Below are 7,957 nucleotides of genomic sequence, written 5' to 3' on the forward strand. Positions count from 1 at the left end.
ATCCATCACGTCGCGGAGGATGCGGGCCGGAAGATGCCGGGACATGATCGTGCTTTCATCCTCGAGAATGAAGATACGCTCCAACAGGTTTTCGAGTTCGCGAACATTCCCGGGCCATCGATAGCGTCGGAAGATATCAACGACGTCAGGCTCCAATCCGCGAATGACCCGGCCGTAGCGGCTGCTCAGGCGCCGCAGGAAATGGTCGGTCAGAACGAAGATGTCGTCGCCGCGCTCCCGCAGCGGCGGCGCGTTGATGGCAACGATCTGCAGGCGGTAATAGAGGTCCTCCCGAAAGCGGCCGGCATTGACCTCGGAGAGCAGGATGCGGTTCGTTGCGGCGATGAATCGCACGTCCACTTCAACTGGTTCGATGGCGCCGACCCGGCGCAGGCGCTGGGTGTCCAGCACCGTCAAGAGTTTCGCCTGCATGACAAGATTCATATCGCGAATCTCGTCCAGAAAGACAGACCCGCCATTGGCCGTCTCGATAAGGCCCGGCTTGCGGGCGATGGCGCCGGTGAACGCACCCTTCTCATGCCCGAACAATTCAGACTCGAGGAGTTGATCCGGAATGGCGGCACAATTGACATCGATGAATTGTTGCGAGGCTCGCGGGGATTGCTGGTGCACCAGCCGCGCCACAAGGCCCTTCCCGGTGCCGGTCTCGCCATAGATGAGCACGGCGCGGGCAGCACTTCTCGCCACCCGTTCGATGAGCCGCCTGACCTCAACGATCGAGCTATGTTCGCCAGTCAGACCTGCTTCGTACGCCACGCTGTTAAATCCCGGCTATGGCCGGCAATCGAAGGAACTCCACTTGCCGGCACAGGGTTTGCCGGCTGAAAAATAGAGGCGAAGCTTCGCGGGTGCAAATATGGCGCACGAGATGGTAAGGGAATCGCCGTCTTCCCCATGGCGGCACAGCGCTTCCTGATCGTCCTTCCGGTGGGAGCCCATGATCTCGGCTGCCTCATCGAGGGTTGGGGATCCGCTCCGCTCGGCAAGCCATGATTGCAATCGCGCGTGACGACCTTTCGTGCTGGCCACTGCCCTCTCCTCGTCTGGGGCGATCCAGAACGGGGCGCATTCCGGCGTCAGGAAGTGATTGGTTCTCATCGCGTATGTCCCGCCGGATTCCGCCGACCAGGCGCTGTGCCCGAGTTCGACCGCCGCGCAGGCGCCTGTCGCATCCCCCAAAATGAGGGTCCCTCCGCCTGCGTGCGGGACTTCCGAGATCATCTGAAGGGCCTCGCTCACGCTGCGGCATTGCCACAATAGGCGGGTCATTAGAAAATACCTGAGCAGGCCCGGTCCGTGGTCGCGCGTCGAAACCTGCGTGTCCACAAGCGCAAGGCCATGGGTGTTCATCCCGCTGGAAAACGCGCCCGGACTTCCGAGACTGCCGACGCACAAGATGGCCTCTCCGGGCCTGTGCGGGTCGTGATGCAGGAAGACCCGTTGCAGGCGGACATGCTCACCGCGATAATCACGATTTTTTACCACCAACGGTCCGATCGGCCCTTGTGTGCCCCAACTCCACGCCGAGCACCCGTCGACTGCAAAATCGGCAAGGACGCCGAGATGAAGATAAGCGAGAACGGAGTCGAACGGCCGCCTGAACCCGTCGGCGATGCCGGCGATCTCCGCCTCGCCCTCGGGGTCGACGGCTTTGAGCAGTTCCCGTTGCTGATCGAGATAACGCCGGCTCTTTGGCTGTTCGAGCAGGGTCGCGCCGGCCGTCAATCGAGTGTCGAGGGCGCTTTGCACCGCCGGGATGAGATCCTCCGCGCAGGCCGCCTGGGCGCGGCCGCGGTCATAGGCATCCCCATAAAGATGAACCGGGGCCGCGGGGTGAATGTCCATCATGGAACCTCGATCAGGTGACAGGCAGCCGAGCGCTCGCCCTGAAGGGGGCGCAGAACAGGTGTTTCGACGCGGCAGCGATCGAATGTGAAGGGGCAGCGGGAATGGAACTTGCAACCCTTCGGCGGCGATAGGGGTGAGGGCAGATCGCCGGTCAGTTTCACCCGCTCTCGCCTCGGCCCAGCGTCTATCTGCGGCACGGCTGACAGAAGCGCCTTTGTGTAGGGATGCCGCGGGGACCGCAGCAATTCCCGGGTCGGGCCCATCTCGACGATATCGCCCAGATACATCACGGCGATGCGGTCGCTGACGTGACCGATCACGCCGATATCGTGCGAAATGAATAGATATGTCAGACCGAGCTCGCGCTTGAGAGAACCCAGCAGTGCGAGGATTTGCGCCTGGACGGACACGTCGAGCGCCGAGACCGGTTCGTCACAGACCACGAAGCTCGGGTTGAGGATAAGCGCTCTCGCGATACCGATGCGCTGGCGTTGGCCGCCGGAGAACTGATGGGGGAAGCGACCGAGATGGGCGCTCTTCAAACCGACGCTCTCGATCATCGCCACGACGCGGTCGCGGATATCCGCTCGCCGTGCAATTCCCTGGATCGCAATCGGCAGACCGACAATGTCCAGAACCGACTTGCGTGGGTTGAGCGAGGCGTAGGGGTCCTGGAAGATGATTTGCATCCGTCGACGCAGCGTCGTCATCTCCCGATAGGCTAGCTTCGTAACGTCTGTGCCGTCGAAGATGATTCTTCCGGAGGTCGGTTCATGCAGCCGAAGAACGGTGCGGGCGAGGGTCGACTTGCCGCAGCCGGACTCGCCGATGAGGCCCAGCGTCTCGCCGGCCTTGATCGAAAAGCTCACCTTGTCGACGGCTCTCAGATTGAGTGCTGGCTGGCGCGCGAGACGCTGCATCAGGCTCGTATTGAGATGGTAGGTCTTTTCGAGATTCGTCACCTCGAGGAGGGGGCCCTGATGCTTCGCGATCATTGCAGAATTTCCTTCGCGCGGATGCACCGCACGAGATGGTCGGGCCCTACCGTTTCCATTGGAATGTCGGTCCGGCATTGGGGCGTGCGGAATTCGCAGCGCTCATAGAAGCGGCAGATTCCGCCAAGGCCGATGAGTTCCGGAACCTGTCCCTCGATCGGTTTAATCGGCGCATCAAGATCCGAAAGACGTGGGATCAGGCCAATCAGCCCTTTTGTGTAGGGGTGGCGAGGACGGTCGATCAACTCGCGGGTCGCACCCGTCTCGACGATCTGGCCCGCATACATCACCGCGACACGATCCGTATGCTCGGCTACCACACCGAGATCGTGCGTGATGAGCGCGACGCTCATGCCCAGTTCGAGTCTGAGATCGCTGATGAGGTCCAACACCTGCGCCTGGATGGTCACATCGAGGGCGGTCGTCGGTTCGTCGGCGATCAGCAGTTTCGGGCGACAAGACAGCGCAATGGCGATCATGATTCGCTGGCGCATCCCGCCGGAGAATTGATGCGGGTAATCATCTACGCGCTTTTCCGGGGCGGGTATTCCGACAAGACGGAGCATTTCGACTGCCCGTTCGCGGGCCACATCCCGGCGCCCGCTGCGCGGCAGATCGGCCGCGTGCGCCAGGATAACCTCCTCGATCTGTTCCGCGACGGTCAGTGCCGGATTGAGGGCCGTCAGCGCGTCCTGCATCGTCATGGCGATGTCGCGTCCGCGCAGACCCCGCCATCCTTCGTCGCTCAGGGTCCGAAGGTCGACGCCGCCGAACAGGATGGAGCCTCCCGCGACGAAACCCGGAGAGCGCACTAAGCCTATCACGCTTGCGAAGGTCACGCTTTTGCCGGATCCGCTTTCGCCCACGATGCCGAGGCATTCGCCGGGATAGACGTCGAGGTCGACTCCGTCGACGGCCGTCACGAGACCTGCGCGGGTTGGAAAGCAGGTCTTGAGACCCCGGATCGAGAGGAGGGGCGCGGACATCTCAGTCGCTGAACTTCGGGTCGAATGCATCACGAAGGCCCTGACTGGCGACATTGATCGAGAGAACGAGGAGGAGGATGGCGATGCCCGGGAAGGTGCAGACCCACCACGCGTCGAGAATGAACGCGCGCCCGTCCGCCACCATCGAACCCCACGACGCCGTCGGCGGCTGCACGCCAAGCCCGAGAAACGAGAGGCTCGCCTCCAGAATAATAACGTGCGCCATGCGGATGGTCGACACGACGATCACCGGCGAAAGAATGTTGGGAAGGATCTCACGGAACATGATGTGAAGCCGCGACGCACCGACAGCGCGGGCGGCCTCCACGTATTCCATTTCGCGGGCGGCCAGCACCTCGCCGCGCACCACCCGCGCCGGAACGACCCATTCCTTGTAGACCAGCGCCAGAATGATGTTCTCGAGCCCGGGACCCATCATGGCCATCAGCGCGATGGCGAAGATGAGGTAGGGAAAGCCGAGAAGGATGTCGATGACGCGCGAGATGCCGATATCGATCCAGCCGCGCATGTAGCCTGCCGCAAGCCCCAGCACGGTCCCGACGACCGTCGCAATCAGCACTACTGCAACGCCGATGGTGATGGACACCCGCGAGCCGTAGATAATCCGCGAGAGAATGTCGCGACCCAACGCATCGCAGCCGAGGACGAAGCTCCATTCGCCGCCATCCATCCAGGCGGGGGGTTGAAGCCGCCGCAGAAGATCGCTCTCGTAGGGATCGTGCGKGGCAAGCCATGGCGCCAGCAGCGCCATGAGCACGAAGGCAACGACGACGATTCCTGCCGTGGTCGAAAACCGGTCCGCGACGAAGCGCTGCAGGCTCTGCCAGGTTGGCGATTCAATCCGTTCGGCCGCGAGGGCGGAAACCTCCACTGCGGCACTCATAGCCTGACCCTGGGGTTGAGCATGGTGTAGAGAAGGTCGGCGAAGAAGTTCAGCATCACGTAGGTCACTGCATAGAAAAGCACCGCCGCCTGCACGAGCGGGTAGTTGCGCACGAAGATGCTCTCGACGACGAGCCGGCCGAGACCCGGCCAGCCGAACACAGTTTCCACAACCATGTTGCCTCCGAGAAGCGACCCGGTCTCGATGGCGGCGACCGTCACGGTGGGTACCAGCGCGTTCTTGAGGGCGTGCCGCCACAGAACCCGCCGGCGCGAGAGGCCCTTGGCCTGAGCAAACACGATGTAATCCGATCGCAACACCTCGAGCATCGCGGCCCGCTGGACGCGGGTCAGAACGGCTGCCATGGGCAGCGCGAGAGTGAGCGCCGGCAGGATCAGGTGAGACAGGGCATCGGCGAAACAATCGGGGCGGCCGCGCAATAGGCTGTCGATGGTCATGAGCCGGGTAAGCGGCGCCACTTCGCACGCATAGTCCATCCGGCCGGCCACCGGCAGCACCTGCATGTGGACGGCGAAAAGGATAATCAGGATGATGCCGAACCAGAAGCCCGGCAAGGAAATCCCGAACAGCGAACCCACGGCCGCTAGCCGGTCGATCAGCTTGTTCTTGTGGACGGCCGCCGCGACGCCGAGCGGGATTGAAATCGCGATCGCCAGAAGAAGAGCCGCCAGCGTCAGCTCGATGGTTGCCGGAAGTCGCTCCGCAATGACCTCGACGACAGGTCGGCGGTGGAAGAAGCTCAGGCCGAAATCACCCGTCAGCGCGTTGCTGAGGAAGACCCCGAAACGCTCCAGCGCCGGCCGGTCGAGCCCCATATCGTGGCGCATGGCTTGGACCTGCTCGGGAGTCACCTGCTGACCGGACAGCATGATTTCGACGGGGTCACCCGGCGTGAGCGCCATCATCACGAAGACGATGACGCTGACGCCGAGGAGGACGGGCACGAGCTGGGCGATACGACCGACGAGCGCCAACGGGTTCATCAAGCTGTCTCCACTGAGCGGTCGTCGCGGTGACGAGTCACTTTACGCAGGCATCGTGAAGGTTGACCCGGCTGTCGGCGCTGGGCTCCCAGCCGCTGACGCGTTTCGAGACGCCATAGATATCCTGTGGCAGCCACATGAAGATCCAGGGGGCATCCTTGTTCACGATCGCCTGGGCCTGCTTGTAGAGTTCCGCGCGCTTGGCCTGGTCTAGCTCCACGTTGGCGGCATCCAGCAGCATATCCACTTCCTTGTTGGAATAGTACGCCCTGTTGCCGCGGCCGCCCGTGCGAAGGGTGGGAACGAAGATATCCGCCGGATCGAGGGATCCGTTGCCCCACGAGGTGAACCACATGTCTCCGGTCTTCTCGCCAGCGGGGGCCCACTTGGACTGCAACGTCGAGCTTTCGCCGACATTCACCTGGGCGCGGATGCCGGCCTTCGTCAGCATCGCCGCCACGGCGCCTACCACATCCTTGAACGGGCCTTCCGTGTCGAAGGTGACGTCGACCCCGTTCGGATAACCCGCCTCGGCAAGTAGCTTCTTGGCGCCTTCGACATCGAACGGATAGGCAGGAAGATCGGGGTTGAAGCCGAACGCATCCGGACTCATCACGCCGTTGAGCGGCGCTGCGGTTCCCAGCAGCACCTTGTCGATGATGAGCGCCTTATTGATGGCCATGTTGGCGGCCTTGCGCACGCGCGGATCGTCAAACGGCTTTTTTGTATTGTTGAGCGCGACGAAGAAGGTTCGCGTGCCGTTAACCTTCATCACCTTCGTGTTGGCGTTCGATTCCACCTTCTTGATATCGTAGGGCGGCAGCTCGTTGATGATCTCAACTTCGCCCGCGAGAAGGGCGGCGACGCGCGAGGCGTTTTCGGGAATGACCCTGAAGATGACCCGCTCGACGCAAGCCTTGCCGACGGGAGCAATATCCGTCGCGCCTCCATAGTAACCGTCATGGCGTTGCAGGATTACCGTGTCGCCCTTGCGCCATTCCACGAGCTTGAAGGGCCCGGTACCGTTGGTCTGCGTCGCCAGCGCCTGCGATCCCACCTTTTCGGTGAAGGCCTTGCTGACGACTTCCTGAACCGGCAACATGGCCGGCAGGATCGGCCAGGGCTCGGACAGCGTGAAACGCACTGTTCGGTCATCGACCTTCGCGATCGACTTGACCGGTCCGACGAGATCTTTCCGCGGGCTGGTCTGCCCGCCCAATGCGCCGTCCTTGGTCAGGCGTTCGAACGTGAAGACGACATCGTCCGCGGTCATGGGAGAGCCGTCGTGGAAGATGACCCCCTGACGGATCTTGAAATCGTAGGTGACCGGGTCGACCTGCGTCCAGGCCTCAGCGAGTTCAGGTACGACTTTCATCTTCGCGTCCCGCGTTAGCAGGCCGTCATAGATGTTGCGGATGATGGTTTCGGTTTCGCGGTTGCGGTGATTGCCGGGATCGAGAGTCAGCGCATCGAGCGTAAAGCCCACCCTAAGCTCGCTTGCCAGCAGGTGAGCGGGCATTGCCGCAGTGAATGTAAGTCCCGTGATAATGAGAGCCGTGCGTAGCATTTATCCCTCCAGGTCCGCGAGCGACGTTACCCGCCATGTGAGTACGCGGTCACAAAGACGGTAGCAAAAAGAGTGCCACAGCGACTTTTCAGGAATCCCTTAATCACATCAGTCCAATCGTAGGCCTCGGTGTCACCACGGCACGATCGTTGGCGTGAGAATCCCGCATCATGCGCAGATTGCGCGCGCATCGCCTGCGAACCAGGGCCTCCGCCTCCGCGAGGTCCTCCGGCGTGTTGACGTTGAAGAAGGGGCCGAACGGCACGGTCGACCATTTCGGCGAGTGCGAYGCCTTGCCGGGCAGCCCAGCTTTCAACCTTCCGTACGCCTTCGACCACGAGGCCGTGGCGCAGATCCTGGCGTAGACTCACGGCCCAGAGCCGTTTGGGGTAAGTCCGATCGCCAGATACGGCCTGACCGCCCGCACGCTCCCCGACCGTGAGAAGTTCCTAGGTGGCGTGCACCGGCGCTCATTGCGAGCCGGATCAGAGCGGCTGCATCGAAAGTTGCAGGTCCTTGTCGAGTGGGAAGATCGGCCTCAAGACATTGGCGTAAGGTAGCTTGGTTAGATCAGGCGTGCAAAGCGCGCCACTATCGCAAACGATGACTTCACCCGCGATGGGCTCGAATGC

At 62.3% G+C, this 7,957-nt stretch carries 8 protein-coding genes; 1 reads left to right on the forward strand and 7 read right to left on the reverse strand.

Annotated features, from left to right (window positions below; genetic code table 11):
- From AC1DVM_RS21820 to AC1DVM_RS21850, 7 genes are all read right to left on the reverse strand, one after another.
- The coding region (locus tag AC1DVM_RS21820; protein WP_477258013.1) for a sigma-54 interaction domain-containing protein at nucleotides 1–777 on the reverse strand (777 nt) is incomplete at its 3' end.
- 15 nt (nucleotides 778–792) lie between these two features.
- Complete coding sequence (locus AC1DVM_RS21825) at nucleotides 793–1,869, reverse strand: C45 family autoproteolytic acyltransferase/hydolase (protein ID WP_477258015.1); 1,077 nt, start codon at nucleotides 1,867–1,869, stop codon at nucleotides 793–795.
- On the reverse strand, nucleotides 1,866–2,864 hold the full coding sequence (locus AC1DVM_RS21830) for an ABC transporter ATP-binding protein (RefSeq protein ID WP_477258017.1): 999 nt from the start codon (nucleotides 2,862–2,864) through the stop codon (nucleotides 1,866–1,868). Before AC1DVM_RS21830 ends, AC1DVM_RS21825 begins: the two co-directional genes overlap by 4 nt.
- Nucleotides 2,861–3,850: an ABC transporter ATP-binding protein gene (locus tag AC1DVM_RS21835; RefSeq protein WP_477258019.1), complete on the reverse strand. Its 990-nt coding sequence runs from the start codon at nucleotides 3,848–3,850 to the stop codon at nucleotides 2,861–2,863. The genes AC1DVM_RS21830 and AC1DVM_RS21835 overlap by 4 nt, the downstream gene beginning before the upstream one ends.
- 1 nt (nucleotide 3,851) lies before the next feature.
- Nucleotides 3,852–4,754, reverse strand: coding sequence for an ABC transporter permease (locus AC1DVM_RS21840; RefSeq protein ID WP_477258021.1), 903 nt, complete (start codon nucleotides 4,752–4,754; stop codon nucleotides 3,852–3,854).
- Nucleotides 4,751–5,758 (reverse strand): ABC transporter permease, encoded by a 1,008-nt coding sequence (locus AC1DVM_RS21845; protein ID WP_477258023.1) that lies wholly within the window; start codon nucleotides 5,756–5,758, stop codon nucleotides 4,751–4,753. The genes AC1DVM_RS21840 and AC1DVM_RS21845 overlap by 4 nt, the downstream gene beginning before the upstream one ends.
- A 37-nt stretch (nucleotides 5,759–5,795) precedes the next feature.
- Entirely contained in the window at nucleotides 5,796–7,325 is a 1,530-nt protein-coding gene (locus tag AC1DVM_RS21850; RefSeq protein WP_477258026.1) for an ABC transporter substrate-binding protein, read from the reverse strand.
- 170 nt (nucleotides 7,326–7,495) lie between these two features.
- Between AC1DVM_RS21850 and AC1DVM_RS21855 the strand changes: the two genes are divergently transcribed.
- On the forward strand, nucleotides 7,496–7,690 hold the full coding sequence (locus AC1DVM_RS21855; protein ID WP_477258027.1) for a hypothetical protein: 195 nt from the start codon (nucleotides 7,496–7,498) through the stop codon (nucleotides 7,688–7,690).
- The last annotated feature ends 267 nt before the right edge of the window (nucleotides 7,691–7,957 follow it).

It is taken from the genome of Microvirga sp. P4_A5 (genome assembly GCF_056402495.1).

Excerpts from the sequence above, each read along its gene's own strand:
- AC1DVM_RS21825 (WP_477258015.1), bottom strand. The coding sequence starts at position 1,869 with ATGATGGACATTCACCCCGCGGCCCCGGTTCATCTTTATGGGGATGCC.
- AC1DVM_RS21850 (WP_477258026.1), bottom strand. The coding sequence starts at position 7,325 with ATGCTACGCACGGCTCTCATTATCACGGGACTTACATTCACTGCGGCA.
- AC1DVM_RS21835 (WP_477258019.1), bottom strand. The coding sequence starts at position 3,850 with ATGTCCGCGCCCCTCCTCTCGATCCGGGGTCTCAAGACCTGCTTTCCA.
- AC1DVM_RS21830 (WP_477258017.1), bottom strand. The coding sequence starts at position 2,864 with ATGATCGCGAAGCATCAGGGCCCCCTCCTCGAGGTGACGAATCTCGAA.
- AC1DVM_RS21845 (WP_477258023.1), bottom strand. The coding sequence starts at position 5,758 with ATGAACCCGTTGGCGCTCGTCGGTCGTATCGCCCAGCTCGTGCCCGTC.